Raw genomic sequence first — 26,435 nt, 5'->3', positions numbered from 1 at the left:
AGATACCTCTCTAATAATCGAGGTGTGTCTGACGTATCGTTTTGTGATGGGATGCCGAACGGCCGGGTATGACAAGCCTGACGGAGGCCTACGATGGGACTGCACCGGGGGTGACGAGTCGCCGACTGTACGCGGGGACGGCGCTCGTGTTGCTCGGTGCATTCATGGCCGTCGTGGCCGTACTCGTGGCGACGACTGACCTCTTCGGCGGGTACGCCGTCGAGCTCTCGGGGGGCATGTCCGCCCAGTTCGCGACCGTCCGGGCCGCGGGCATGTTGGTCGGGTTCAGCGTTCCCATCGTCCTCGTCGGCGTCTTCGTCGTGTTGCCAGCCAGCCGTCGCGTTCAGGCGGCGGCCGCGATCAGCGCGAGCCTCTGCCTACTGGGCGTCGTGCTCTTCTGGCACGCCTACCCCGAACACTGGCGCTACGGCAGCGACCAACTCACGCTCGAGGTCTCCGCAATCTACCTGCTCGGACTCTTGCCCGCAATCTGGTGTCTGTTCAGCGCCGTCGCCACGTTCAAGCAGCGAAACGATCCCGGCGGTAACCTCGAGATGAACGTTACTCGCCACAACAAGACCGTCCTCGAAGTCGACGACTCGAGCGATGCGGGCGGGCTGGGCGGCATCGGCTTTCTCGGGGGCACGCCGGACGGCGATGTCGAAACGCAGACCAACGCGGACGCTGAGGACGACACGAACGGCGGCACGTCGCTTTCGTACGATGGTGACGGGGTGAATAGCCGACCCTCGCAGCGGTCGGCCGCGTCCTCGCGGAGTGGCAGCGACACCGGAACTGGATCGAGTCTCGGTCGGACCGCTGGCGCCGCGACCAGTGACGGCGGGTCCGCGACGAGGGACATCACCTCGCCGCTCGAATCGGGCGATGGCCACGACGCGGAAATCGTCGAGTCGTCGACCGAGACGCCCGACGAGCCGACGGACCGCTACTGTGGAAATTGTACGCATTTCGAGTACGTCCGCTCCTCAGAGGGGATGGTCCCCTACTGCGCCCGCCACGAAACGGCCATGGACGACATGGACGCCTGCGAGGAGTGGACACCGAATCGGGAATAGGATCTCCATCTCGTTCTCCGTCGTTTACGGCTCCTTGCTAGTCTCCGCTTCTAGAACCGCTCGAGACGGGAGTATCCCGCCGCGTGGCCGGACCACACAACCATCGGTTGTAGCCGTCTAGTCACACTATAGCTAAGTGGGAGGATGACGCCCCGTCGGATAGAACGACGAATCATGGCAGAAGAACTGTTCTCCGGTCGATACACCTGGTCGAGTACGACGCCAACCGTTGCTGTCGTCAACGCCATCGCCGGCATCGAAGATGTCGAGCCGACCGATCTGTCGACGGCACTCGGGACGACCATGTACGAGCACATCAATCCAGAGGCGCTCGACACGGTCGTCACCACCGGGACACATCCCGAAATCGCGTTTTCCGTCGACAACTATCGAGTCGAGATCAACGGAAACGAGCTGTCGATCACCGCTGGCGGCGACACCTGACGATCACGTCATGTCGGTCCCGCTCGAGGCGCGTTGCGAGACTGACGGTGACGGTTCGTCCGCGGCGGCCGAGCTAGATCCCGAGTGCCCGCCGTCCTATCTCGAAGCCCCACTGCGGAATCTCGAAGACGATCAGCGCGACGAGGAGGAGTTCGGCGACGGTGACTACCATCATCATCAGATCGGCGCGCTCGCTGCTGACCGCGACGCCGATTGGGAGTCCGAACTCCTCCTTCCAAACAGGATAGAACAGCGCGATTCCGCGCTTGCTCCCTGCGATATCGAGGACGTAATGGGTCAACACGCCGATCCAGACGTACTCGAGGTTATTGAACACGTACGGAAAGGCGAGAAAGCCGACCAGAATCGGCAGGTTATGCAACGTCTTCCGGTGCTTGCCGAAGGCGGTGTCGACGTCCGGAAACAGTGCGCCGAGCGAAACCGGTACACCGATCATGGCGATCGTTCTGAACGTCTCCAAATCGCCTGCTGGCTCGAGTAGATACCCAAGTCCAATACTCAATAAGACGGCATTCAGCACGTGCCCCTTCTTGTTCATCTAGCCCCATCTGGGGAGTCGACGACGGAATAGTTTTCTCTCGAGAGTGTCGGCCGTTTGGGCTTATCTCGACCGGACTCACCGCGCCTCGATCTCGGCGAGCAGATCCTCGAGGGCCCACTCGACGGTCTTCGCGCGAACAGCCGCACGGTCGCCGTCGAAGACGTAGCGGGAGACAGTCGCATACGACCCTTCGCTGCCCCATGGGGCCCCGTAGGAAACTCCGATGTAGACGGTCCCGACCGGGTTCACGTCGGTTCCGCCAGTGGGACCGGCGATCCCGGTCGCCGAGACGCCCCACGTCACGTCCGAGACGTCTCTAACTCCCCGTGCCATCTCGCGGGCGACCGGTTCGGAGACCGCACCGTGCTCGTCGAGTGCCTCGCGACTGACACCGAGGTGGCGGCGCTTGGCATCGTAGGCGTAGGTTGTCAGGCCCGAATCGAAGTAATCACTCGCACCCGGGACGGCAGTGATTGCCGCGCCGATCAGCCCGCCAGTACAGGATTCGGCGACGGCCAGGGTCTCCTCGGCGTCACGCAGTGCGTCGGCGACGTCCATCGGCAGGTTGCGATCGATGTCGTCGTTCATGGCTCGAGCAACGCCCCGATGGGTTGTCAAACCGATGGACGACCGGCATCCGAGAATCGGGTCGCCATCGAAAGGAGACGATCTCTCGATTGATATGGTCCGGAAAATAGTTGAATTATTAATCTTTTATATTGAAGCGACGTGGCCACACCTGTTGGAAAATGAATCAGTTAGGCGGACGATCGAGGCGATCGGTACTGAAACGAGTCGTGGAAGGCGGTATCGTACTGGGTAGTGTCGGCGCTGTGAGCGCGGGCGACCGGTCGGTGCCAGCCGACCAGGAGGTCTATGTCGTCTTGGCAGGCGATTCCGAACTCCGCGGTCGGATCGAACGCGCCGGGTTCGAAATCCTGAACGAACTCGCCGACGGATCGATCTTCATCGTTCAGGGTGCCGCCGAGAAGGCAGCGGAACTTCGGGCGGCGGCGGTCGCGATTGAACTCGTGCCGAACGAAACGTTCGTCCTCGACACGATGGAAGCTGCCGCGACCGACGGGGAATCCGGCGATGAACCGGAACCGCTGTACGAAGACCAGTGGGACAAGCAACTCACACGCGCGCAAGCGGCCCATGATCGCGCGACCGGCGAGGGGGCGACGCTCGCCGTCATCGACTCCGGTGTCAGTCACTCCCATCCGGACCTTGAACCGCGACTCGACGCCGACCGCGGTCGTCTCTTTCGCAACGGACACGTTCACACGGGCGTCGGAGAGGTTACCGTCGCCGAAGAATCGAGTCTGCTCCTCCAGCCGACGAAGACGGCAACCCGACCCGTCGCCGCCGACGTATACGGGCACGGATCTCACGTCGCTGGGATCGCGGCTGCACCGCGTAATGACGCCGGGATCGTCGGTATGGCACCCGATGCGACGATCGTCCCGCTTCGCCCAGCGTTCTATAAGGACGCTACCGACGTGTACGACGAACTGTCCGACATCGACGAGGAATACGGCGTTCTGGTCACGACGATCGCCGACATGCTCCTCGCGATCGACTACGCGGTCGAAATTGGCGTCGATGTAATCAATCTCAGTCTCCGGAAGGTCTGGCCCGGCGACAGCCGGTCGTTCGCAGCGTTTCGACGGATAGCCAGTCATGCGATTGAGCAGGGAACCGTGGTCGTGGCCGCGGCCGGTAACGAGATGGTCGACCTCGATCACGACTCGAGATACTTCCTCCCGGCCGGTATCCCCGATGCGATCACCGTCGCGGCGACTGGCCCGACAGACAAGCGGAGCCACTACTCCAATTACGGCGACGGAACGATCGACGTTGCCGCGCCCGGCGGCGGCTACGAGACGCTCGACAAGACCATGAGCGAAGAGCCGGCGCGCGTCGAGTATCCCGCTCCGACGAACTACGTTCTGTCGTCGGTGCCCGAAGAAATCTACGGTAGACAGTACGAATACTTCTCGGGGACGTCGATGGCCGCACCACAGGTCGCCGGTCTGGCGTGTCTACTCCGCGAACTCGCTCCCGATCTGCATCCGCGCCGCGTCGAACAGGCGATCACGGAGAGCGCGGTCGACCTCTCCGGCGAGTACACGTCGGGGCTCGGAACCGGCCGCATCGACGCGCCGGCCGCGATCGACCGCATCTCGGACCGCGTCTAACGAGGATCGCGGACTGCGATCCGAATCAAACTGCATCGTTTTCGAACGCTCGAAGTCCTATAGTAACAACTGAAACAATTCACACGCCGATCGGGATAGGAAGACCGAAGAGATCGACGACGCATACCTCGCGCATGAACTACGAGACGCCGCTGTTCTTCCGCGTGATGGAGTACGCGGACGCGGCGGACCGCGATGTCATCGACATGGTCAGTGGGAACCCCGACTGGGAGCCCCCCGAGGCGCTCCGCGAGGGCCTGCGGGAGTACGCCGACCTCGAGCCAGATCGGTTCCAATACCCGCCCAGTGAGGGCGTACTCGAGTTGCGCGAGGAGATCGCTGCACGTCGAGGCGTCGACGTCGGTCAGATCGTCGTCACGAACGGGACCGGCGAGGCGAACTACCTCGCGATGGCGCGGGCCCTCGAACGCGAGAGCGGCGACGAAATCCTGCTGACTGATCCAGTTTATCCCTACTACCCGGGAAAGACAACGATGCTCGAGGGGACCCAATCGTACGTCCCGACGGACGACGAGGGGCAACTGGACCCCGATGACGTCCGCGCGGCCGCGAGCGAGGAGACGGCCGCGATCGTCGTGAATACGCCGAACAATCCGATGGGCGCGGTCTACCCCGCTGAGACGATGCGGGAACTAATCAACATTACCGAGGAATACGACGCCGTCCTGATCAGCGATGAGGTGTACGACCACTATGACCTCTCGGGGGAGTTCGCGAGCGCGCTCGAGACCGACTCCGCCCACCGGATCGTCACCAACGGCTTTTCGAAGTCGATGGCGATCACCGGCGTTCGCGTGGGATATGCGATTTTCCCGCCAGAACTCGTCGACGACGCTAAGAGCCGCCACATGCTGGTCAACGTCGCCACCACTCGCCCCGGCCAGTACGCGGTTCTGAAAGCGTTGCGCGAGACGGGCCCAGACTACAACGAGCGCAATCGTGACCGCCTCCGCGAGCGCGTCGAGACGTTCACCGCTGCGCTCGACGCCGCCGGAGCGGAGTACACGCGCCCGGACGGCTCGTTCTACGTGATGGCGCACTTCGACGGCTATCCGGGGACGCTCGAGAACGTCGAGCGGCTGATCGACGAGGCCGGCGTGGCCGGCATGCCCGGCGAGGCCTTCGGAAGTTCGCGGACGGAATGGCTGCGATTCGCTCTCGTCACGCCGCGCGTCGAAGAGGCAGCCCAACGGTTGGCGGCATATTTCGGGTGAGCGGCGAGATCGACAGGGGTCCGTTGTGCCCGGTAACCGAGACCGACGAATACTCGTGTCTGGACGGGGAACCGGCGCGTATGAGCGGCATCGACGTCGAGCCGGTCGACGAGGAAGACGAGACGACGAGCAGGGATAGCGACGACGCACACACGATCGAGGTAACGCCGACGGACTCCGTCGACGACGCGGCGACGGACGAGCGCGAGACCATCGACGTCGAGCCGTCGGACGAGCCGATCGACGGCCCCGACTACGTCCTCTACGGCGGGAAAGGCGGCGTCGGAAAGACGACGATGGCGGCCGCGACCGCCCTCGACAGCGCCCGAGGCGGTACCCGAACGCTGGTCGTTTCGACCGACCCGGCCCACTCGCTCTCGGACACATTCGAGACCGATATCCCGGCCGAACCCGGCCGGATCCGGGACGATATCCCCCTCTACGCGGCCGAGATCGATCCCGAGGCCGCGATCGAAGCGGGAGAGACCCCCTTCGGCGGTCCGGGCGCGGGGGAAGATGGGGAATCGCCCTTCCCCGGCGGTGAGGGCGGCGGGTCCCCATTCCCCGGTGGCGAGGGTGCCGAGGGCGGCCCCCTCGGCGGCCTGGGTGACATGCTCGGCGGCGACTCACCAATGGACGCCCTCTTCGGCGGTGCGATGCCCGGAGCCGACGAGGCCGCCGCGATGCAACTCCTGCTCGAGTACATGGACGACGAGCGCTTCGAGCGTGTGATCGTCGACACGGCTCCGACGGGCCACACGCTTCGATTGCTACAGCTCCCCGAAATTATGGACACGATGATGGGCCGACTAATGAAATTCCGCCAGCGCATCAGTGGGATGCTCGACGGCGTCAAGGGGATGTTCGGCGGTGACGAAGGCACCGACGACAGCGATCTCGAGGACTTAGAGGAACTGCGCGAGCGCATCGAGCGCTTGCGAGCCGCGCTGCGTGATCCAGCGCGGACGGACTTCCGGATCGTCATGGTCCCCGAAGAGATGAGCGTCTTCGAATCAAAGCGGCTGCGCCAGCAGCTTCGAGAGTTCGAAATCCCCGTCGGGACCGTTGTCGTCAACCGCGTGATGGAGCCACTGTCAAACGTCACCGACGACGTCGACGGGCAGTTCCTGCAGCCAAATCTCGAGGACTGCGAGTTCTGTCAGCGCCGCTGGGACGTCCAGCAGGGTGCGCTGGCCGAGGCACAGGACCTCTTCCGCGGTACCGACGTCCGTCGAGTACCGCTGTTTGCCGAGGAGGTCCGCGGCGAGGACATGCTCGAGGTCGTAGCGGCCTGCCTCCGATAGCCCGCCGCGACGGAAGCGCCGTATCCATCTTTGAGACGGGTATTTTATATTGCCTATATTTCTTCAATATGTTGTATGGAACAACATCTCCGACGAAAAGGGTCAATCGGAACCCTCGTCGCGGCGACCGAGTGGCTCCGACGAAATCCGGTTTTGATCGTTATCTTCCTCCTGTACGGGCTTCTGGAGGCGTTCAGTAACAGTCCCGGCACCCTCGGGTTGCTCTTCGCCGTCGCTGCCTTCCTTGCCGTAATATACGTCGACGGTCTCGCTCATGTGATCGGCGAGCAGGAAGCGCGCGGAGCGTCGAGTGATATCGCTCGAGCATCGACTACCGTCCGCCAGCGGTACTTATCGCTGTTCGGTGCGACGGTCGTCTACGTTCTGGCCGTCGCCGCCGGACTGATCTTCTTCGTGCTTCCGGGACTCTATCTCGCCGTTCGACTCTCGCTCGCGTTCCCCGCATGCGTCATCGACGACCAGGACGCGGTCGAGAGCCTCAAGACGAGTTGGACTGTCGCCGATGGAAACCTCGCGAAACTGGTCGGCATCTCCCTCACGTGGCTGTTCGTTTTCCTCGGCGGAATGGTCGTGGCGTTCGTCGCGACCGATCTCAGCGTTACCGATCTCAACGAGGGGTTCTCTCTCACGTACTTCGCCGCCACGGTTGTCCTGACCGCGATCGGCAGTCCGATCGTCCAACTCGCGTATGCTCGTGTCTACCTCGAGAACCGGCCCCACTCCGAGACGGACGCCGGCGAAACCGACCGTCGTGAGCAGCCGTCGTGGGGAGCGACGGATGACGGAACGCAAACGGAGCGCGGGGACGACCGATGGAGAGACGACGACTGACGGCGGGATCGATCGGAACCGCTGACACAGACCGGATCGCTGTCGTTGACTCGCGTTCGTTCAGGTCGCCGGAACGACGGTTACCGGCCGCTCGCTGTCGAGTATCACGGCCTGGGCGACGCTCCCGAAGAGCACCTTGCCGACGGGCGACCGATTCTGGACGCCGATAACGATCACATCGCTATCGTACTCCGCCGCCGCCTCGAGGATCGTCGCTGCGGGATCGCCGGTTGCCGTCCTGATTGTCCACTTGAGGTCGCTCGCGTCCAGTACGTCGACCGCTGCCTCGACCGATTCGGGAAGGGCCTCGTCGTCGGTGACCCGCTCCATCTCGGCAGCGTACTCCTCGGTGAACCCGCCCGCCGCCCACTCAGCATCCGTTCCCGACTCGCCCTCGCGAACGTGAAGCACGTCGACTGAGACGTCCGTCGTCGCGCCCGGAAGGTCGCGGACGACGGTGGCCTGTGCCCGCGCTCGCGGTTCGGATTCGTCGACTGGAAGCAGTACGCGGTACATACGAATCGCTTCGGGAGGGAGACAGATAGTGGTTTCAGCGCTCAGTCGTGTCGCCGATCGAACGGTAACCCGTCGCGACCGGCCCGATAATCGGATCGTCGCTATCAACCCAGCGTCCGGACCGTCGCGTTCAGACTGACAATTGCAACAGCGGCTCGAACCGACAACTGCAACAGCACGCCCGGACCGACAGCCGGGCTTCTATACTTACTCGGAATCGTCGCTCTCGCCGTCCCACTCGCCGCCGACGCGGTCGACGCCCATCATCGCCTCGCCGGGGTGTTCAGTGAAGACGACCTTCATGTTCTCGTCGGGAACGTCGAAGGTATCCCCGGCGTACTCCATGGCAGCGAGCGCGAACGCCCGCTTCCGCTCGAACGATCGGCCGCGGCGGATCTCGGCGTCGAGAAAGAGCAGCGGTCCCTCGACGGCGCGCCCGAGGTGGAGGTCGGCTGCCTCGTGTTCGCGGATCGTCACCGCGACGTGACCCGCTGTCGTCGCCATCTCGGTCGTGTAGTAGTCCGTCACCCGCTCGGCGAAGGCGGTCTTCTCCGCGTCCGACGGCGACAGCGTCGTGTCGAACTGTAACAGGGGCATACCGCGAGTTGTCCGGTCGTTGGCTTGTACGTTCTGCCCGTCGGGCCGACGGGACCGTGTAAGCGACCACTATTTATACGCGTGCTCGTGGGAGAAATCGAGCACATGGTGGCCGAACGCGAGCGGACCGCTCGAGCGGTGACCTGGCGGCTGTGGCGGTACTTGTGGATCGTCAACGCCCGGACGAAGGCATATCTCGCGCTCGACGCACCGGCCATGATCGCAGACATGGACGATCTGACGGCTGAGGAACGACGCCTCGCACAACGGGTGTTTCCCGACGGCGGACGCGATCCGGACGGAGGTGGCGAAACCGATCCCGGCGGTGAGTGGGAGGAGGGCCCTGATGGCGGTTCGGACAGCGACGGGAGTCGCGGGGACGACGGCGGCTCTCCGTTCGACGTCGGCGGCACGTACCGCCTCCGACAGAAGGTCGGCTTCGTCCTCGGCCCGCTCCTGTTCGCGCTCATCTTCCTCTCGCCGACGCCGAGCGGGCTGTCCGCCGCGGGGAAGGCCGTTGCCGCCGTCACGGCCTGGGTCGCCGTCTGGTGGATGTCCGAGGCGATCCCAATCCCAGCGACGTCGCTGTTGCCGATCGTCCTGTTTCCGCTGACCGGCGCGTTGCCCGTCGCAGAGACGACGCCGTCGTACGGCCACCCGCTGATTTTCCTGTTCATGGGTGGGTTCTTCCTCGCGATGGCGATGCAACGGTGGGGATTGCACCGCCGGATCGCGCTGCGGACGATCAAAGCCGTCGGCACCGAACCCTCGAGACTCATCCTCGGGTTCATGCTCGCGACGGCGTTCCTCTCGATGTGGGTCTCGAATAGTGCGACCGTGATGATGATGGTCCCCATCGCGCTCGCGGTCATCTACCAGACCGCAGACCTCGTCGACGAGAGCGACCTCGCAGTCGACACGAGCGAAGGCAATTTCTCCTTCGGCATCGCGCTGATGCTCTGTATCGCCTACGGCGCGTCCGTCGGCGGCGTCTCGACGCTCATCGGAACCCCGCCGAACGTGCTCTTCGCGGGCCAGGCCGACGCGCTCTTCGACCAGTCGGTCTCGTTCGCCGAGTGGATGCTCTACGGCGTTCCCATCTCGGCGATCGGTCTCGTGGCAGTCTACACCTACGTCACGCGGGCAGTGGCACCGCAGTTCGAGGAACTCCCCGCCGGTGCGGACACGATCGACCGCGAACTCGAGCGACTCGGCCCGATGAAGCGACAGGAAAAAATGGTCGCCGTCGTCTTCGTCGGGATGGCCGCGGCCTGGATCGGTGCCAGCCTGATCGATCCGCTCCTCGGTGTCGCACCACCCGAGGACGCCGATACGATCGTTGCGATCGGCGGCGCGATGGTCCTGTTCACGCTCCCGACGACGACCGCAGACGGTAACCACACCTTCCTGCTCGACTGGACCAACGCCGTCGACATCCCGTGGGGCGTCATCCTCCTATTCGGCGGCGGCCTCGCGATCGCCAGTGGCTTCGGCGATACCGGCCTCGCGGAATGGATCGGCGAAGGGCTCGGTCTCCTCGAGGGCGTGCCGATGATCGCCATTCTGTTCGCCGTAGTCCTGATGACGATCTTTCTGACGGAAGTCACGTCGAACACGGCGACGACGGCGATGCTGATGCCCATCCTCGCAGGCGTTGCGGTCGGCATCGGCGTCCATCCGTTCGGATTAATGATCGCGGGCGCGACCGCTGCCTCGTTCGCGTTCATGCTGCCGGTCGCGACGCCGCCGAACGCGATCGTCTTCGGCAGCGGCTACATCACGTTGCCACAGATGGCCAAGATCGGCATCGGTCTGAACGTCATCGGAATTATCTTAATCACGCTCGTCGCGCTCGGCTGGCTGCCGATCGCCTGGGGAATCGATATCGGAACACTCCCGACGGAGTTCGCGGAGGCGTTTCAAGGATGATCTGCACGGGTCATAGTCTGAGAACACCGTTGCATCCGCGAGCGAACGAAAGCGCGGCGCGTAGCGCCGCGGTAAGACGAGCGGCCGATGGCCGCGAGTCAGTGAGCGAGTGGGCCGACGACTGACCCGGTGCGAGTGAAACGAGCAGAGGGGAAGGAGGAGTGCTTTTGATCGAAATTTTGTCGAGCGAGCAAGGCGCGTTGCGCCGCCGCTCGCGCAGAACAAAATTTCGTTAGTCGTCCGCGTGAAGTGGCTGCTCGCCAACGTCGGGACGACTCACGTCGCGGTCGGTCTCTTCGCCCTCGATATCGTAGGGGTACTCCCCCGTTACGCAGCCCAGACAGAGGTCGAGTCGCTCCTTCCCGAGCACCTCGGCGACGGCGTCGGTCGAGAGGTAGGCGAGGCTGTCGGCGGCGATCTCGTCGCGAATCTCGGCGACGGACTTGTCCGAAGCGATCAGTTCCTCGCGAGTGGCCATGTCGATCCCCATGTAGCAGGGGGCGACGATCTCCGGGGCACCGATTCGAACGTGAACCTCTTCGGCCCCGCAGTCCTTCAGGAGCTGGACGAGTTGGGTCGAGGTCGTCCCGCGGACGATCGAGTCGTCGATGACGGTGACGGTCTTGCCCTCGATCGTCGATTTGATCGGGTTGAGTTTGAGCCGCACCGCGCGTTCGCGCTCGTCCTGGGTCGGCATGATGAACGTCCGGCCGACGTAGCGGTTCTTCATCAGTCCCTCGGCAAACTCGACGCCGTCGTCGTCCGCGTCTCGTGGCTCACCGTCGGCGGTCGTCTCGCTTGCGGCGTCGGCGTAACCCGAGGCGAAGGCGCGTCCGGAGTCGGGAACTGGCATCACGACGTCAGTCTCGACGCCGCTTTCTTCCCAGAGTTTGCGGCCCAGATTGCGCCGCGCCTCGTAGACGAGCGTGTCGTCGATGACGCTGTCGGGTCGCGCAAAGTAGACGTGTTCGAAGAAGCAGTGAGCGGTGTTCTCGTTCTCGACGAGTTGGTAGGAATCGAAACCCGCGCCGTCCTCCTGAAGGACGACGAGTTCGCCCGGTCGAACGTCGCGGACGAGGTCCCCATCTAACGTGTCGATCGCTGCCGACTCCGAGGCGAGAATGTAACCGTCCTCGAGTTTCCCGATACAAAGCGGGCGGTTCCCCTGCGGATCGCGTACGCCGAGGATGGTATCGTCGTGGCTGATCGTCAGCGAGTACGAGCCGTGAATTCGCCCCATCGTCCGTTTGACGGCCCGAACGAGGTCCTCCTCTAAGAGGTTGCGCGCGAGGTCGTGGGCGATGACCTCGGTGTCGCCGTCGCTGGTGAAAGCGTGGCCCACAGCGGCGAGTTCGTCGCGGATCTCGTCAGCGTTGACGAGGTTGCCGTTGTGCGAAAGACCCAGCGAGCCGCTCTTGAACGAGACGGAGAACGGCTGTGCACAGCAGGAGTCGACCGAGCCGGCCGTCGGATACCGGACGTGACCCACCCCCGCCGAGCCGTTGAGCATATCGAGGTCGTCCTCGTCGAAGACGTCGCCCACTAGGCCCATCTCGACATGGCTGTGTTGCTGGAAGCCGTCGTGCGTGACGATCCCGGCTGACTCCTGGCCGCGGTGCTGGAGTGCGTAGAGCGCGTAGTACAACGGTCGTGCCGCGTCTCGACCGTCCAGTGAGACGCCGACGACGCCGCACTTTTCGGTCATTCCTGTTCGCCGGGGAGTTTCGCCCCGCCCATCAGTCATGGAAGTCAGTAGGGCACCGAGCCGATAAAAATCCTCGTGTTTGTGCGTCGAATTCCGTCACTGACACACGACATTATACACGTTTGTGGGTATCTTCGATGGTGTCAGTCCGCTTCTCGCTCACGAGGAGACTGCTCGCGCTCCTCCTCGATGGTCGAGGAATCGTCGAATATCCAGTCGTCGGGATCGTCATCCGATTCGTCGCTGGGGTCAGCATCTCCGGCCGGTTCGCCAAACTCCCACTCGTCGGGGACGTCCCGCTCGCTCGCCTCGTCAGTCACGCCTTGGTCGATCGCATCGGATTGCGTATCCGCGGCGTGCCGGTCTGTCGCGTCGATCGGATCGTCCGCGACGACTTCGGTCGCCGATGCCGTTCCAATGGTCGGATCGCTTGTATCCTCACTGCTGGCCACTGCCACGTCGGCCGGCGGTTCGTAGACGTAGCGGACGTCCTCAACGAGGACGACGTACGTTGGCCCGTCGATCTGGATTACCCGCCGGTCCGTATCGATTGCTACGTCCGCGATCGCGGCGAGCGATTCGACCGTCACTCTGGTCCGGTCGTCGTCTTCGGGGACGGTCCCGGCGGAGATCCAGTCGTCGAAGTCCGCGCGGGCTCGTCGATACTCGACTCGAGCACGGTCTGCTGCCGTGACCGCGAACAGGCAGCGATGTCGCCCCCATCCCAAGACCGCCAGACTGGCGATCCCGCCGAGGGCCAGCACCACCCCCCCCCCCCATAGCTCGCGAGCGGCGACGACTCAACCGGGGTCCGGACGCGGTTCGTCGCCTCGTACTGGCGATCATCCGCGAGGTTGGCAGTCACTCGATACGTATTCCCGCCCGGCTCGAGTTCGAGGGTATCGGTCCGGGTATCAACGAAGGACTCGTCACCCGTCGCGGTCTCGATCTCCGTCTCGGCAGTGATTACGACCTCGGTCGTTCCCGGTGAAGCTCCAAGCTCGCCCTCAATAGCGTCGAGACGCCGCTCGAGGGTTGCGACGGATACCGAAAACGGGATCTCCTGCCGCTCGCCCGGCTCGAGGCTGGCAATTCTCGTCGACGCAAGCGGTTCGGTCTCCCGCCAGTGGACCGTCGACTCACCACCTCGATCCTCGACCGCCCGAAGTTCGAGCGCGAGGTCGACGGTGACGGTCGCCGCCTCGACATCGCCGGCGTGGCTCACGACGTAGGTCCCGTCCAGTTCGGGCGCGACGCGGCTGAAGTATATCGGTCGGTTCGTGAGTACGTCGCCGGTCTCGAAGACGGACGACTCGTTCTGGACGGTCGCGCTGTGATCGAAGCCGGTCTCGGGCGTCCATGTCGCGGTCACCTCGCGTTCGGTCCGATACCCGTCGTCCGCGTACGCTCCATATGCGGCGTATCCACCGGTCGCTACCAGGACTACAGAGAGGAGCACCATGACAGTGAAGTACCGCCGGAGGAGGAGTACGGTCCCCGGGTCGAGATCGTCGATCATGATTCTGGGGCGGTAACGGTTACCGCGCGCGTTAGCTCGAGCGAAACGCCGTCGATGTCGGCCGTAACGTCGAGACTGATTGCCGCGTCGGCTCCGCCGGGATCCTCGGTGTTCGTGACCCGGAGGACCGGCGGATCGGACTCGCCCGCCGTCAGGTCGGTGATATTAAAATCAGTTCCGTCGATCGTGAACGTGTAGGTGCCGTTATCGACCGCTTTGGAGAGCGATATCAGTTCTGTATCGCCAGTGATCGCCCCCGTCACGTCGATCATACCCCCGGTGGTCGTGTCGAACTGGACGTCGAGGTCGCCGGTGTACGGCGAATTATTTTCGATCGGCTCTCCGGTCGCGTCGTCGACGATGGTCAGCGACGCCTGGTCGTCCGTCGAGATGCTGAGTGCTACGTCTCGGCCGGCAGTCAGATTCGCGAACCCGGCCGTTCCGAGCGCGGTCACGGACCCGCCGGCGAGCATCAGCCCGAGGGCTGTTCGGCGGGTATACCGCCGACGACGCCAGGGGTCAGGTTTGGTCACGATTAGAGTTCCGGGTGCGGACCGTCGCGTCCGAGCTCGGTGCGGGTGGTCTGCCAGACGTGAGCCGCGGCCGAGAGTAGGAAGACACCGGAGATGAGGGTCGCCCACAGCAGGTCGGGGATCGTCTCGGGATAGATCCCCAACCAGACGCCCCCGGTGACCGCTGCGGCGATGGCCGCCACGCCAAGGTAGTAATGCGCCCACGGGATGGAGTTCGCGGGGACCACGTCCATATACACCCCGATCTCGGAGGCCTGCTCCGTCGGTTCGATTACGCCACGCTCGAACTCGACCACGCCCCACCGGTCCATCTTCGGGAGGTGGGTCTGTTGGAGCGACGTGTACACTCGCCGCCGTTCCTCGGAACTCACCGCCTCGAGAGATTTCTCGTACTCCCAGGCGGCCACCTGTTCGGCGAGATCCGAGAGAGTGATCGTTGACTCGGTCTGCAGACACGCATGCAGCGCGTACCGACGCCGACAACTACTCAGAAGTGTGTACACTTCGTCTTCTGTGAGTGATGTTCCTGTATTCACGTTTGATTGCGGTCTACGGCCGGTTTAGTACTCTTCAGACACCAGTATTATAGTAGTTTTGTCAGATATGACAGACTATATGATTTTATAGTCACGTATTTCACATCTTCGGACAGCAATCCGGGCGGGATCAGAGCGATCCCACCAATGCCGAAAACGGTCCGAAGTGGCGTATGGGTCCCCGTGATCCCGGTTCCAACGCGGTGGGAATCGCTATATGGCACCTCGTGAGGATCTTCACGCAGCCTAATATGATATGGGTGGGGTCTCGAGGGGAGAGGGCGTGGGAAATGGGAAAGGGGGGTCCGTCTCTCCCGCAAGAGAGGACAGAGACCCAATCATGAAGAAAACATCAATCGACGACACGTATTACTCGGAATCGGCGGAACAGCAGCAGCTAGCGGCGCGGTTTTCGGTTCGGGCGCGTTCACACAAGTAGAGGCAAACAGGGATCTTTCGATTAACGTCGACAACGACTCGGCTTCAGCAGCCGGAATCGCACCCGGTGCATCGCCTGACGGTGCTTTTGCCGACATCTCAGAGGACGCCAACGGGGCAGTCGTAATCAACTTCTCGAACGAAACGCTCAACACCGATGCAGTCCTGACAGTCGGAGACAGCACCGTAAGCGCAACTGCTTTGGACAGCAGTCCCACGGCCGAAGCGATTGCATTTGTCATTCAGGACAATTCTGGGTTCACTGACACTAGCACTAATGCGCTCGGTGTGACCGTTGACATTCAGACGGACACAACGCTGAATAAGGTCGCGTTCGACTTTAGCGGTGACAGCGATAATAGTGCGCTTGATCAGACGGCGTCGGGAACGGGCGATGGTGGTACCGACTTCAGTACATTAACGGGATCGACGGCGAGCAGCGGAAGCACAGCGGGGGATCAAGTCGCTGAATTCGTCCTCAACGCTAACAGTCCCGGTAGTGCTTCGCTTTCCGACAGCCACTCTGGCGTTGCAGCTGGAGTGATTACCGTTGATACGGGAAGTGCTAGTGGAACACACAGCCTCAATCTGACTGCGACAGTCACCGCCGAGAGAGTTACCATGTAACTCGGTTTCGGTAGCACGGCAATCAGTATCTGAACTGATACCAATCTACGACTGTTTTGAACACGTTTTTGTATATCGACAGATGGACAATTACCGAATGAGACAACCCTCGCAATAGCAGCGATCCTTTCGGCCCGAATCATTATATCCGACTCGACACTCACTCGAGACGTGACATCGTCACGGGTTCGCCGATGGGCCGAACTCAGCCTCACCGTCGTGGTGATCGCGGCGACGCTAGCCCTGATCGCCGGCCAACTGCTTGGACAGCCGGTTTTTCTGGTGTTCGTCGAGACTGGCAGCATGGAGCCGACCCTTGAGCCCGGGGACGGCTTCGTCGCTATTCCGTCCCAGGTGACCGGTGATCCGGAGCCCGGCGATGTCGTGGTCTTCGAGTCGGTCGAGGTCAATGACGGGCAGCTGACGACCCATCGGGTCGTCGCCGAGACGGCGGACGGTTATCGAACGCAGGGCGACGCCAATCCGTTCGCCGATCAGGACGCCGGCGAGCCGCCGGTGACCGACGACCGAATCGCCGCGACCGCGCTTCAGGTCGGCGGTAGTGTCGTCGTCCTGCCGAAGTTCGGAACGGCCGTCAAGACCGTCCGTGGGGGCGTCGGCTGGGTTCTCGCCCCGATACTGGCCGCTCTCGGCCTCGAGGCCGGTGCCGGAATCGGCAGCGCCGGCCTCGTCCTGTTCGGGGTCGGTCTGATACTGTTCGTCGTTACACTCACTGTCGGGACCAGACGACGGGCTCCGGGTCGGCCCCCTCGTCGCAGGTCGACCGACGCCGATAGTATCGATCCCCGCATCGTCGCACTGATAGTCCTCACGCTCGTGCTGGTGCCGGCCAACGCCGCGATGATCGTACCCAGCGGCGGCTATACGATGTCGGTCGACGCTGACGGCAGCGAGGATATCGAACCCGGTGAGTCGATCACGGCAGAGATCCCGATGCGCAACGGCGGACTTATCACGACGGTGGTCGTCCTCGAGACGGCAACCAACGACGCGTCGATCGAGCCTGGGTCCGTGCCGCTCGCGCCGGGGAGCGAGTCCGCGGCGTCGCTGCGGACGACGGCACCCCCGTCGGGCGAGGAACGGTCGGTCGCGGTGTCGGAGTATCGATACCTCCGGGTACTGCCGACATCGCTACTCCTGCGATTCCATGCGATCGATCCACTGGTCGCGTGGGGGACGATCAACGGTCTATTGGGCGCGAGCGTCCTCGGGTTCGTCGGTGGCCTCCTCGGGTTCAAGCAGATTCGCGTCCGAGACCAGTCCCGTAACGTCCCTCTTAGCGTCCAGCTCCGCCGCTATCTCCGGTAACCGTCGAGACGGCGAACATCGAAGTTTCTCCCTCAGAGACCGGTCGCGCCATCGGAATCGATCCGACTACGCGGACGGATGACACAGTGTTCAAGACGGTTGCCGCGAGTCATCACGTATGCGACTCGAGGAGTACTGGGGGGTCGGCCCGAAGACGCGGGAAACGCTGGTCGAGGAACTGGGTCGGGAACGGGCGATCCGGGCGATTGAGGGTGGAGACGTGCGGACGCTCGCGGACGCTGGACTCGCTCGCGGGCGAGCGACGCGAATCCTTCGTCGGGCGACCGGCGGCGCTGGCATGGCTATTCTCGCGACCAGCGACGCCCGATCGGCGTACAAGGAGTTACTAGATCTCGCGGTCGAACATGCCGTTACCCAGCGCGCGGCAGACCGTATTCGGGTGCTCACACCGCTAGAGAGCCGTGAGGCGATGGACGAGCGCCTCGACGACGTGCTCGCGGCTCGAGACGCTTGGGCCGAACTCGCGGACGATGACCGCACTGCCGTGCTCGAGGCCTACGAGCGCTACGACGACCGCGGCGGGAGCGAGCACGCCGCCGTCGAGGCCGGGCTCGCATTGCTGGCAGCCGGCGTCGATTCCGGACCCTTCGCCGCGATCGCGGATCTCGAGCGCGAGCGGCTCGCAGACGCCGCCGAGGCACTGGCAGCGCTCGACGGCGGCCGGGTCCGGGAGGGTGCTGACGAGGAACTCGACCGCCTCCGGGACGCACTCGGTGCCGTTGAGGACATGGATGCGAACGCGCTCGCGTTGATCGAGGACCTGCGCGCCGAGGGCGTCCACGACGCTGAAGGGTTCCGACAGTCGTTCGAAGACCACCTGCTGACCGAGACGGACGTGACGATCGACCGGGTTCGGGACGCGATGCCCACCGACGCGACGGACGCGACCGACTTCGTCGGCGACACGCTGCGGACGCTCCGGAGCGACCTCACCGACGCGGTCGACGAGCGCGAGCAGGCCGTCGCGAGCGATCTCGAGGAACGGCTCGCGGATGCACGCGATGCGATCGATCGGACCGTCGAGGCGGTCGACGACATCGCCTTGCACCTCTCGCTGGCGCGCTTCGCGCTCGAATACGACTGCACCCGTCCGATTTTCATCGAGGGCGAGGCGCGGAGTACCTCGGAAGACACGAACGAACGAAATGAGCGAGGGAGCGACGAAGCCGCCGTCTCCGTCGTCAACGCGCGCAATATCACGCTCGCTTCGCGCGATGACGAGTCAGTCCAGCCGGTCACCTACGCGCTCGGCGAGCACGGCGTGACGAGTGTTCCGGCCGGCGTCAACGCGGTTCCTGATGAAGAGCGCGTCGCCGTTCTGACGGGTGCCAACAGTGGCGGGAAGACGACCCTGCTCGAGACGCTGTGTCAGGTCGTCCTGCTGGCGACGATGGGACTGCCGGTTCCAGCAGACCGGGCCGAGGTGACACCCGTCGACTCGCTGGTCTTCCATCGCCGCCACGCGAGTTTCAACGCCGGCGTCCTCGAATCCACGCTGCGCTCGATCGTGCCGCCACTCTCGACGGGCGGTCGCACCCTAATGCTGGTCGACGAGTTCGAGGCGATCACGGAACCCGGCAGCGCGGCGGACCTGCTCCACGGGCTCGTCACGCTCTCGGTTGACCGCGAGGCGCTCGGCGTGTTCGTCACACACCTCGCGGATGACTTAGAGCCCCTCCCGCCCGAAGCGCGGGTCGACGGCATCTTCGCGGAGGGACTGAACCCCGACCTCGAGTTACTCGTCGACTATCAGCCCCGGTTCGACACTGTGGGCCGGTCGACGCCGGAGTTCATCGTCTCTCGACTCGTCGCGAACGCGAGCGACCGGAGCGAGCGGACGGGGTTCGAGACGCTGGCGGAAGCAGTCGGCAACGAAGTCGTCCAGCGAACGCTCGCGGACGCTCGCTGGACGACCGGTGAGTGAGTCGGGGCTCCGAGGCCGTCCCTCTCGTTCGTCTCCCCCGCGTTCCGTTCACTCCTCGGATTCGTCTCTATTACTCGTCGTTTCGTTGCTCCCTCGGCGCTCGTCCCCGAGCCAGCGGTCCGGCGTGGGCGTATACGTCGATTCGGCGTCATCGAGCGATTCGCCGTACGTGTAGGGGATGCCGTCTCGCTCCTCGCAGATGCGGGCCTCGAGATACGCCTGTGCGGCCCGTCGCGAGAGCGCCCCCATCTCGATGATGTCGGCTAGGGCGGTCTTGGTTGCGCGAAACCAGACCCTGATCGTACTGCCGTCGTTGGGACGGGACGCGACGATCGCTCCCCGGCCGCCGTCGCGGCCGTCGCCCCACTCGAGCCAGCAGACCCGGTAGGGTTCAACGCCGTAGTCGTCGGCCGGAGCAACGAGATAGAGCGCCTCGTGAACGCAGGGGTCAAGATGGTCCCGCAGGATTCGATCGCGAGAGATCGAGTCTGCCAGCAGCGGCCCCTCGACTGCGCCGTCGGCGAGGGGGGTCGTCGCCGTAATCTCGTCGGCGAGCGACAGCGTCTCGCCGCCCCAATGACTGTATCGCAGGTCGTAGAGGCGATCCGGCCGTTGATAGGCGACGAGCGCCCTATGACCCATCATCCACCCAACTGGAACGACGCGAATCGATCTGTTCGACGCGCGAATGAGAAATCGTCTCGTGGCTCACGACGGGTCTGGCCGCCCGTCCGTACTTGAACCTGCGGACGGGTTCGGCGTTCCGGCAGCGATCGCACCGCTCGGTGCGTCGAGCGAGCGACGGGGACCGGTAGATCTCAATTCTCTCGGTACGTCGACGGGATGGACGTCAACACTGACTGACAATCAGCTCATGAGGAGTGGGTTCACCGACCGGTCCGTCCGCATCGACCGACTGGTCGACGCGATAGATGGTCACCGACTCGACGCCGTCGGGGGCCTGCTCGCAGAAGTACGCCCCCGCCGACTCGAGCGCGGGATCGCCCGCGCCCTGTCCCTTGCGTCCATATCGGTCCCAGAGCGTCGACGAATACCGGTCCGCGGCGTCGGGCGGTCCGTCGAATGTCGCCGATCCCCCATGAATCAGATCGGTCGATTCCCCGGACGCGTCGGTGGCTTCGACGACGTACCAGCTGTCGGTATCGGGCGGATTCGGCGCGAAAAAGGCCCAGCTCGCGCTCTCCAGAACGCTGTCGTCTCCCGCACCCGGGGTATCGACCAGGCCCGCCGCCGTGACCTGCCAGCTCGCTGCAGCGAGAAACACACAGACAAGGAGCACCGACGCGGTGAGTCGCGTCCCGCGTCGAACGCGGGGTGAAATCACGGATGTGGACGACGCCGGTCCCGCCTCGGTTCGCTCGCCGCGTGACGGTGCTGACGGTCGTTCGGTCCCATCCGTTCTATCCACCCCGCCGCTCGTTGCGAGCGCACCGAGGCGGTGCGCGAGCCCGGTCGCCGAGGCGAGGTGCTCGAGACGGTCCCAGACCGGCGGTGGAAGAAAGACCAGTACGGCGGTGACCATGACGAACGGAAAGATACCCAGGCGCATCGTCACCGCCATACTGAGATGTGCACCGACGTAGGCGGCGACGGTCGCGGTTCGGAGCCGGCCCGTCGCGAGCACGAGTAGCACGGCCGAAGAGAGGACGGCGATCCAAAGCCAGTTAATCGCGGTTAAGAGGGTGGGATACTCTGCGACCGTCGGCCCCAAATAGTCGGTAAAGCTCTTGAGTCGGAAGATCCGCTGGACTGCGATGCCGGACAGCCACTCGTCGCTCCGGAACTTGAGAACCGCGTTGATTGCGTAGATGACGACCACATGCGAGAGAAGTATCACGGTCGCCGTCGAAACCACGCGTGGATCGTCTCGAGACTTACGAATAGAGTGGTTTTCGCGGCGGCGAGGGCGGATCGCCCACCGAGCGTCGAGCGGGAGCAACGTCGCGAAAATAAGCAACGAGATGAGGATCGTATCGCCGCCGTTGACCAGATACGGGTTGCGAGCGTACAGCGATGTGAGGAGGAGTGCCGAACCGATGGCCGCGAGACGGTGTCTGTAGCCGACCAGCAAGCACGCCGCGAAAGCGCCGGTGATCGCGAACAAGAGGGCTTGCACCCATACCGAGCCCGACAGAGCGTGTAGCGACCAGCGTGCGAGCGTCGGTGAGAGCTCCTCGAGGGCGGACCGCGGGAGGATGCCCGCGTCCGTATAGAACGTAACCAGCCCCGGGCCCCGGAGGGCGAGCAAATCGAACAAGATGACGAGCCCCAGCCCGATCCGGAACGCACCCAGCGCTCGAGGATCGATTCCGAGACGCGATCGAACGAGCGCCTGAACCGCGGCGAGCGTTGCCACCTCGTTGCCGGTCGCAGTCACGGTCTCGGATTTGGGTGAGGGTCCTGTCATGGGGACCAACGAGTCGGTCCCGAGTTATGAGCCGATATATATGTGTTTTCTCATGAGTGTCGCCGGAAACGGACAGTCGATATCATTGTGAGACCGCTCGAGAAATCCTACTCCGTTCTCGCGGTACCGAGTTCGATGCGGCATAACGCCGAAATCCCTGCACGTTTTACGGAGACCCACATGGCAACTCACACGGCGTACGACGCGGTCATCTTCGACAACGACGGCGTTTTGACGATACCGACGGATCGAGACGTGCTAGTTGAGGCGATGGACGACGCCTTCGAGACCGTCGGCATCACCGACCCATCTGCCGATCACATCGAGACGCTACTCAGCCCGGACGTCTCCTCGCTACGTCGCGTCGCGGCCGATCACGGCGTCGATCCCGATGACCTCTGGGCCGCCCGCGAAGACGCCGCGATCGCGGCCCAACTCGCCGAGCTTCGGACCGGCCGGAAACGACACTATGACGACGTCACAACACTCGAGTCACTGGCCGTCCCGACTGCAATCGTCAGCAACAACCAACACGAGACGATCGGCAACGTCCTCGAGCACTGCGAACTCGCAGTCGACGTCTGGTACGGCCGCGAACCGACGCTCGAGGGGATCGAACGTAAGAAGCCGACGCCGTACTACCTCGAGCAGGCCCTCGCGGACCTCGCGGTCGAGAACCCGCTGTTCGTGGGTGATAGCCGCGTCGACATCGGTGCGGCCGATGCGGCCGGGGTCGACGCCGCGTTTATCCGTCGTGATCACCGCACGGACTACGAGCTCTCAAGCGAGCCAGCACACGAAATCGAGTCGCTCACTGCGCTGACAGAGTTGGTCTGATTACCGGCTCGAACAGGTCTTCTCTTACTCGTCCAGTAGTGAACGCGGTCACGCAGTTGCGCTTGCCCGTCGCTCGGCGCGAGCCGCGATCGCCTCGTTCATCTCGATGAACGCTCGCTCGACGCGAGCTGCGTCGAACACGAGCGAGACGAATGCGCCGCGGACGGTCTCCCGCTGGAGCAATCGCGTGCGCCGGCCGTTGTCGATCGGCTCGAGGTGGAACTCATGGTAGCGGTCGAACGCAAAGGGGACCACGAGCCGGTCGAGCCAGGCGAGTCGCCGATTGGGTTTGACGGTGACGGCCATCGGTCCGTCGAGGAAGCGGGCGGAATCGGACGACACGTCCCCGTTCCGACGCGCCGTGGTATCGACCGCGACTCCCTCGATCGTCCGGCTGATCGGGTCCCACTCGGGATACGTGTCGAAGGCGAGAAGCGCTTCCCAGACGACCGTCGGCGGCGCGTCAATCTCAACGAAGACCTCGACCTGGTTCATGGTAACTAATACCACTCTCAGACGGATGGCTGTACCGGTCGATACGCCAACGGTGACGACAGTACGGGCGAACGGGACTCATTGACCGGAAAACATCCCGTGGCCCGTCAGCTGGCTCTGGACTGCAGGCAGCATGCGAGCCGTGACCGTGCGCCGCGTCGTGGGTCCGCCAGTCGCTCGGAGTCTAGGCGCTGTCGTTGAACCGCCGGTTCGTCGAGAGCGGCGCGTCGCCGGGCTCGCCCCGGATGAAGTGACCGGCCGGATTGGTCTCGCCGTCGCGTTCCATCGAGAGGAGTTCGACAAACCAAGCCTCGTGTTCGATCTCCTCTTGCAGGATGCGCTGGGCCATATCGTAGGTCCGCGGGTCGACGCCGTGGGTCATGTCACAGATTTCAGACCACGTCCGAATGGCACAGCGTTCGGCCTCGAGCAGCACCTCGAGGATGTTCTCGGCGGTCAGGTTCTCGAGGTCGAATCCCTCGGTCTCATAGGGTACCGGCATTTCGGCGTCCGGACAGGACGCGCGGTCGGCGAACTCCCGAATGTCGTTGGGGAGCGCACCGCCGAGTTCGTACACCCGCGGCGCGACCAACTCGAAGTGCGCCCGATCCTCGAGGCGGGCATCTTCGGTGATCTCCTTATAATCCTCGTGGCCGGCGAGGTGCATTCGCAGGTTCGTATAGTAGTAGTAGGTAGTGAACTCGGCCCCGATCGCGTCAAGCAGCTTTTCGCGTAACTCCTCCGGCTCGAGCCCCCGTTCGCGAAGCACAGCCATTCCGACACGTTCGCTCGTGTCCCCTGCGTCGACGTTGCCTGCCGCGTGTGGTTTTTCGTCGGACATCTATCGATCCACTCCCAGCACCCGCTGCATCAATCTTTGCCTGCAATTGCAGCCCGCGAACGTCGAGATTTCGCCGGTCGCGCTCTCGACCCAATCGAGGTGACCGCAATATCCTTACTCGTCACCCCCCGAAGGTTGTGTATGAATGGTTCGGATCGCGGCCTGTCGCGTCGCGCGTTCGTCCGCAGTGCCGTCGCTATCGGCGGTGCGAGCGCACTTTCCGCCTGCCTCCAGCGCGAGGAGACTGCGGACGTGCCACAGGCCGAACTCGCCCCGGACGAGCTTCCAGACCGCCAGCACGCCTGGAACGAGTTCCTCGCAGAAGACGACCACGGGAACGTCGAACCCCCCGAACACCACCTCCTGCTGGCTCTCGAGTACGTCGGTGACGGCCCGGCCGACGTCGAGGACGAACGCGAGCAACTCGAGGCCGCGTTTCGAACCCTCGAAAAGGCCTACAAGCGCGGGAACGAGGGGTTAGCGTTTGCGATCGGCTACGGCCCAACGTACTTCGACCGGTTCGATACCGACCTCCCTGAGGGAGTCGACCTGCCCGACCCCGAAGCGCTCGTGCCGATCGAAGACCCACAGCTCGACGAGTACGACGCGCTCGTCCATCTCGCGAGCGACTACGGCCACGTCACGCTCAGCGCCGAGGAGGCCCTGAAAGGCGAACTCGACGAACTGAACGGCCTCGAGGTCGAGGGCACCCTCAAGGGAAGCTTCGACGTGGCCGAGCGCCGGACGGGATTCATCGGTCGCGGCCTCCCGGCGGACAACCAGTCCGGCGTCAGCGGCATCCCCGACAGCGAACCCGTCCCGGAGGACGCGCCGCTGTTCATGGGGTTCAAATCGGGATTCAGGAAGACACAGGCGAGCGAGGATCGCGTAACGATCGAATCAGGCCCGTTCGCCGGCGGGGCGACGATCCACCTCTCGAAGATCCAGTTGCACCTCCACCAGTGGTACGAACAGGACAGCCGCGACCAGCGCGTCGCCAAGATGTTCTCGCCAACCCACGCCGAGGAGGGACTCGTCGAGGGGGCCGGCCACAATCTCGGCGACTCGAGCGGGGTTGCCGAGGTCGGTGGCGATGCGGCCGCGGACGCCCGCAATCGCGGGACGGTCGGCCACGCCCAGAAGGCCGCTCGCGCCCGCGAGGACGGCGAACCGATCATCCTCCGACGGGACTTCGATTCGACCGACGATGATCGAGCAGCCGTCCACTTCCTCTCCCTGCAGCGCTCGATCGCCGACTTCGTGAAGACGCGAAAAGCGATGACCGGCAGCAACCTCACCGAGGGGTCGGTCAACTCGCGGACGAACAACGGCATCCTCCAGTATATCAGCGTCCGCAACCGGGCGAACTACCTCGTGCCGCCACGGGGACTTCGGGCCCTGCCCGAGCCGAATCCGGGATCGGAGTGAGCGGAGAACCGTAACGTGATGGCCGATTCAGTGTCCGTAGCTCGAGCCGGTCGGCGCGTGCGTCCGATTCCCGCTGGCCGCTAACTCGTCGAACAGCGCCGCGGCGTCGTCGGCCAGCGGGTACGCGTCATGATAGGGATCGATCTCGCAATCGGTTCCCGAGACGAACTGAATGGCGTCCGCGAACCGCTCGTAGTTCTCATCGACGATATCCTGGACGAGCACGGGCATTCCGGCCCGCTCGCACAGTTCGGTTGCAGCGGCCCGGCCTGCCCAAACAGTTTTGGCCTCGGTATCGACGAAAAAGATCGCGAAGGGTGCATCGCCGAACTGGGCCTCGAGGAACTTCTGTGCGACCGGCTCGTCCCACGGAACGACGCCGACGGTCTCGAGTTGGCGCATCGCGGTCGAGGCCGCCGAGCAGAAGGGACAGTCGCCGTCGTAGAGCAAGATGCCGGTGAACTGCGGCTCGGACATATCGTCTCGTACGCTGCGGAGGCGGAAAACGTTCAGTGGGGCAGTTGCCGGGAGTCTCGGTCAAACTTCGCGTCCGCTACCCGAGCTTCGATCGGCCCGGCGGCTTGTCGTGGTCGGCCCGATGCCGGAGCAGTTGATCATACTGCTCGACCTTGATGACGCAGTCCGAGCGAGGGCGAGCGACGCAGGTGAGGACGAAGTTCGCCGCCTCGTCCGACGGGTAGTATCGCTTGGCCTGGCTGTGATCGACGTCGCCCTCGAGGAGTTTCGCGCCACAGGTGATACACCACCCCTGCTGGCAGTCCGCGGACAGCCAGATATCCGCAGCGCGGGCCGCCGCGAGGATCGACTGGTCCTCGCGGACCTCGATCGTTCGGGACTCGTCGGCGGCGTCCAGATCGGCATCCGCGGGCACGCGAAGTTCGACGTCCCATGTAGTGGGGCCTGTCACGGGTACATGTACGGCCGGCCGCGAAAAAGGCCTACGGCCGGATGACCGCAAGCCACGGGGTCGATCGGCACCGACAGACAGGGGCCGAGCAGCGACTTCGGCTCTCTAGCGTCACGTTCCGTGCCGCCTT

Annotated in this window: 25 protein-coding genes and 1 pseudogene; 11 read left to right on the top strand and 15 right to left on the bottom strand. The window is 63.9% G+C overall.

Translation table 11 applies throughout. The annotated features are described in order from the left end of the window. The first annotated feature begins 68 nt into the window (after positions 1–68). Together K6I40_RS26965 and K6I40_RS26960 are read left to right on the top strand one after the other, a co-directional pair. Positions 69–1,076, top strand: coding sequence for a hypothetical protein (locus K6I40_RS26965; protein WP_222918461.1), 1,008 nt, complete (start codon positions 69–71; stop codon positions 1,074–1,076). A gap of 174 nt (positions 1,077–1,250) precedes the next feature. Next, the gene (locus K6I40_RS26960) at positions 1,251–1,520 is read left to right on the top strand and encodes a HalOD1 output domain-containing protein (protein WP_222918460.1); all 270 of its coding nucleotides are present in this window, start codon (positions 1,251–1,253) and stop codon (positions 1,518–1,520) included. Positions 1,521–1,593: 73 nt separating this feature from the next. Here K6I40_RS26960 and K6I40_RS26955 read toward each other — a convergent pair whose 3' ends face one another. Together K6I40_RS26955 and K6I40_RS26950 are read right to left on the bottom strand one after the other, a co-directional pair. Next, complete coding sequence (locus K6I40_RS26955; RefSeq protein ID WP_222918459.1) at positions 1,594–2,079, bottom strand: metal-dependent hydrolase; 486 nt, start codon at positions 2,077–2,079, stop codon at positions 1,594–1,596. Between the two features lie 78 nt (positions 2,080–2,157). Further along, the gene (locus K6I40_RS26950; RefSeq protein WP_222918458.1) at positions 2,158–2,670 is read right to left on the bottom strand and encodes a CinA family protein; all 513 of its coding nucleotides are present in this window, start codon (positions 2,668–2,670) and stop codon (positions 2,158–2,160) included. Between the two features lie 161 nt (positions 2,671–2,831). On the opposite strand from K6I40_RS26950, the gene K6I40_RS26945 reads away from it, so the two are divergent. The 4 genes from K6I40_RS26945 (at position 2,832) to K6I40_RS26930 (ending at position 7,674) form a co-directional block, all read left to right on the top strand. Continuing rightward, complete coding sequence (locus K6I40_RS26945; RefSeq protein ID WP_222918457.1) at positions 2,832–4,283, top strand: S8 family serine peptidase; 1,452 nt, start codon at positions 2,832–2,834, stop codon at positions 4,281–4,283. Between the two features lie 134 nt (positions 4,284–4,417). Next, entirely contained in the window at positions 4,418–5,518 is a 1,101-nt protein-coding gene (locus K6I40_RS26940; protein WP_222918456.1) for a pyridoxal phosphate-dependent aminotransferase, read from the top strand. A gap of 80 nt (positions 5,519–5,598) precedes the next feature. Continuing rightward, a complete protein-coding gene (locus K6I40_RS26935; RefSeq protein WP_222918455.1) occupies positions 5,599–6,822 on the top strand; it encodes a TRC40/GET3/ArsA family transport-energizing ATPase in 1,224 nt (407 codons plus the stop codon). A 75-nt stretch (positions 6,823–6,897) separates the two neighbouring features. Then, positions 6,898–7,674 (top strand): glycerophosphoryl diester phosphodiesterase membrane domain-containing protein, encoded by a 777-nt coding sequence (locus K6I40_RS26930; protein ID WP_222918454.1) that lies wholly within the window; start codon positions 6,898–6,900, stop codon positions 7,672–7,674. Positions 7,675–7,734: 60 nt separating this feature from the next. On the opposite strand, the gene K6I40_RS26925 is transcribed toward K6I40_RS26930, so the two are convergent. Next, the gene (locus tag K6I40_RS26925) at positions 7,735–8,190 is read right to left on the bottom strand and encodes a universal stress protein (RefSeq protein WP_222918453.1); all 456 of its coding nucleotides are present in this window, start codon (positions 8,188–8,190) and stop codon (positions 7,735–7,737) included. 207 nt (positions 8,191–8,397) lie between these two features. Continuing rightward, entirely contained in the window at positions 8,398–8,787 is a 390-nt protein-coding gene (locus tag K6I40_RS26920) for a 4-oxalocrotonate tautomerase family protein (protein ID WP_222918452.1), read from the bottom strand. Positions 8,788–8,892: 105 nt separating this feature from the next. Here K6I40_RS26920 and K6I40_RS26915 point away from each other — a divergent pair, with 105 nt between their 5' ends. Beyond that, positions 8,893–10,716: an SLC13 family permease gene (locus tag K6I40_RS26915; RefSeq protein WP_222918451.1), complete on the top strand. Its 1,824-nt coding sequence runs from the start codon at positions 8,893–8,895 to the stop codon at positions 10,714–10,716. A gap of 232 nt (positions 10,717–10,948) precedes the next feature. Here the strand turns inward: K6I40_RS26915 and purF are convergent, their stop codons facing one another. From purF to K6I40_RS26890, 5 genes and pseudogenes are all read right to left on the bottom strand, one after another. Further along, positions 10,949–12,421: an amidophosphoribosyltransferase gene (gene purF, locus K6I40_RS26910; protein ID WP_222920470.1), complete on the bottom strand. Its 1,473-nt coding sequence runs from the start codon at positions 12,419–12,421 to the stop codon at positions 10,949–10,951. A gap of 143 nt (positions 12,422–12,564) precedes the next feature. After that, positions 12,565–13,185 (bottom strand): DUF5305 family protein, encoded by a 621-nt coding sequence (locus K6I40_RS26905; RefSeq protein WP_255681886.1) that lies wholly within the window; start codon positions 13,183–13,185, stop codon positions 12,565–12,567. A 77-nt stretch (positions 13,186–13,262) separates the two neighbouring features. Further along, positions 13,263–13,883: pseudogene (locus K6I40_RS26900) on the bottom strand (DUF5305 family protein); the annotation flags it as partial. 53 nt (positions 13,884–13,936) lie between these two features. Continuing rightward, on the bottom strand, positions 13,937–14,473 hold the full coding sequence (locus K6I40_RS26895; protein ID WP_222918449.1) for a hypothetical protein: 537 nt from the start codon (positions 14,471–14,473) through the stop codon (positions 13,937–13,939). 2 nt (positions 14,474–14,475) lie between these two features. Beyond that, complete coding sequence (locus K6I40_RS26890; RefSeq protein WP_222918448.1) at positions 14,476–15,009, bottom strand: hypothetical protein; 534 nt, start codon at positions 15,007–15,009, stop codon at positions 14,476–14,478. 1,236 nt (positions 15,010–16,245) lie between these two features. Here K6I40_RS26890 and K6I40_RS26885 point away from each other — a divergent pair. Both K6I40_RS26885 and K6I40_RS26880 read left to right on the top strand, forming a co-directional pair. Continuing rightward, the gene (locus tag K6I40_RS26885; protein WP_222918447.1) at positions 16,246–17,403 is read left to right on the top strand and encodes a signal peptidase I; all 1,158 of its coding nucleotides are present in this window, start codon (positions 16,246–16,248) and stop codon (positions 17,401–17,403) included. A 118-nt stretch (positions 17,404–17,521) separates the two neighbouring features. Continuing rightward, the gene (locus K6I40_RS26880; RefSeq protein WP_222918446.1) at positions 17,522–19,348 is read left to right on the top strand and encodes a DNA mismatch repair protein; all 1,827 of its coding nucleotides are present in this window, start codon (positions 17,522–17,524) and stop codon (positions 19,346–19,348) included. Positions 19,349–19,396: 48 nt separating this feature from the next. Here the strand turns inward: K6I40_RS26880 and K6I40_RS26875 are convergent, their stop codons facing one another. Together K6I40_RS26875 and K6I40_RS26870 are read right to left on the bottom strand one after the other, a co-directional pair. Beyond that, complete coding sequence (locus K6I40_RS26875) at positions 19,397–19,990, bottom strand: DUF6735 family protein (RefSeq protein ID WP_222918445.1); 594 nt, start codon at positions 19,988–19,990, stop codon at positions 19,397–19,399. 208 nt (positions 19,991–20,198) lie between these two features. Further along, positions 20,199–21,776 carry an HTTM domain-containing protein gene (locus tag K6I40_RS26870; RefSeq protein WP_222918444.1) on the bottom strand — a complete coding sequence of 526 codons (1,578 nt, stop codon included), beginning with the start codon at positions 21,774–21,776 and terminating at the stop codon, positions 20,199–20,201. A 180-nt stretch (positions 21,777–21,956) separates the two neighbouring features. Between K6I40_RS26870 and K6I40_RS26865 the strand changes: the two genes are divergently transcribed. After that, the gene (locus K6I40_RS26865; RefSeq protein WP_222918443.1) at positions 21,957–22,613 is read left to right on the top strand and encodes an HAD hydrolase-like protein; all 657 of its coding nucleotides are present in this window, start codon (positions 21,957–21,959) and stop codon (positions 22,611–22,613) included. 48 nt (positions 22,614–22,661) lie between these two features. Here the strand turns inward: K6I40_RS26865 and K6I40_RS26860 are convergent, their stop codons facing one another. Beyond that, the gene (locus tag K6I40_RS26860) at positions 22,662–23,108 is read right to left on the bottom strand and encodes an SRPBCC family protein (protein ID WP_222918442.1); all 447 of its coding nucleotides are present in this window, start codon (positions 23,106–23,108) and stop codon (positions 22,662–22,664) included. A gap of 184 nt (positions 23,109–23,292) precedes the next feature. Further along, the gene (gene dps, locus K6I40_RS26855) at positions 23,293–23,949 is read right to left on the bottom strand and encodes a DNA protection during starvation protein (protein WP_222918441.1); all 657 of its coding nucleotides are present in this window, start codon (positions 23,947–23,949) and stop codon (positions 23,293–23,295) included. A gap of 141 nt (positions 23,950–24,090) precedes the next feature. Here dps and K6I40_RS26850 point away from each other — a divergent pair, with 141 nt between their 5' ends. Beyond that, the gene (locus tag K6I40_RS26850; protein ID WP_222918440.1) at positions 24,091–25,377 is read left to right on the top strand and encodes a Tat pathway signal protein; all 1,287 of its coding nucleotides are present in this window, start codon (positions 24,091–24,093) and stop codon (positions 25,375–25,377) included. A 27-nt stretch (positions 25,378–25,404) separates the two neighbouring features. Here K6I40_RS26850 and K6I40_RS26845 read toward each other — a convergent pair whose 3' ends face one another. After that, on the bottom strand, positions 25,405–25,854 hold the full coding sequence (locus K6I40_RS26845) for a DUF393 domain-containing protein (RefSeq protein ID WP_222918439.1): 450 nt from the start codon (positions 25,852–25,854) through the stop codon (positions 25,405–25,407). A 76-nt stretch (positions 25,855–25,930) separates the two neighbouring features. Continuing rightward, entirely contained in the window at positions 25,931–26,305 is a 375-nt protein-coding gene (locus K6I40_RS26840; RefSeq protein WP_222918438.1) for a 2Fe-2S iron-sulfur cluster binding domain-containing protein, read from the bottom strand. Between the last annotated feature and the right edge of the window lie 130 nt (positions 26,306–26,435).

Source organism: Natrinema sp. SYSU A 869 (assembly GCF_019879105.1).
Classification (GTDB): Archaea; Halobacteriota; Halobacteria; order Halobacteriales; family Natrialbaceae; genus Natrinema.
The sequence above is the reverse complement of the archived record's forward strand: the minus strand, read 5'-3'. Positions and strand labels throughout refer to the sequence as shown.